Source organism: Zavarzinella formosa DSM 19928 (assembly GCF_000255705.1).
Lineage (GTDB): Bacteria > Planctomycetota > Planctomycetia > Gemmatales > Gemmataceae > Zavarzinella > Zavarzinella formosa.
In genome coordinates this window covers 1,025-1,358 of record NZ_JH636466.1, presented here as the reverse complement: position 1 = coordinate 1,358, position 334 = coordinate 1,025, and the positions used below count along the sequence as shown (strand labels likewise).

General features: G+C 57.8%; 1 protein-coding gene. It reads right to left on the bottom strand.

The annotated features are described in order from the left end of the window. Positions 1–334 (bottom strand): hypothetical protein (locus BGIM_RS65495; RefSeq protein WP_040892534.1); only part of this gene is annotated, 334 nt, incomplete at both ends.

The window sequence follows — 334 nt, the reverse complement described above, 5'->3', positions numbered from 1 at the left end:
CTTGAACGTGATCTCCCGAAGCGTCTCGTTCTCGTTCACCGTCTTCAACGAGTTCAGGTTGATCTCCGTCTCCTTCAGCATCGTCTTCGCGTCCGCCGGGTTCGGGTACGCGTTGTAGTTCACGTACAGCTTCACGTCCGTCTTCATCTTCACGCTGATCAAATCCTGCAAAATCGACAGCACCAGGCCCAGCTTGTACGACGGCTCCGTCAGCGACGACAGGTCCAGCGTCTGGTTCATCGCGCTCTGCAAAATCGAAAACCGCTGCTTCTGGCGCGGCGAGAAGTCCTTGTCAAAGTCCGTCCCCGAGAACTCCCGGCGACGCGTCGTCAGC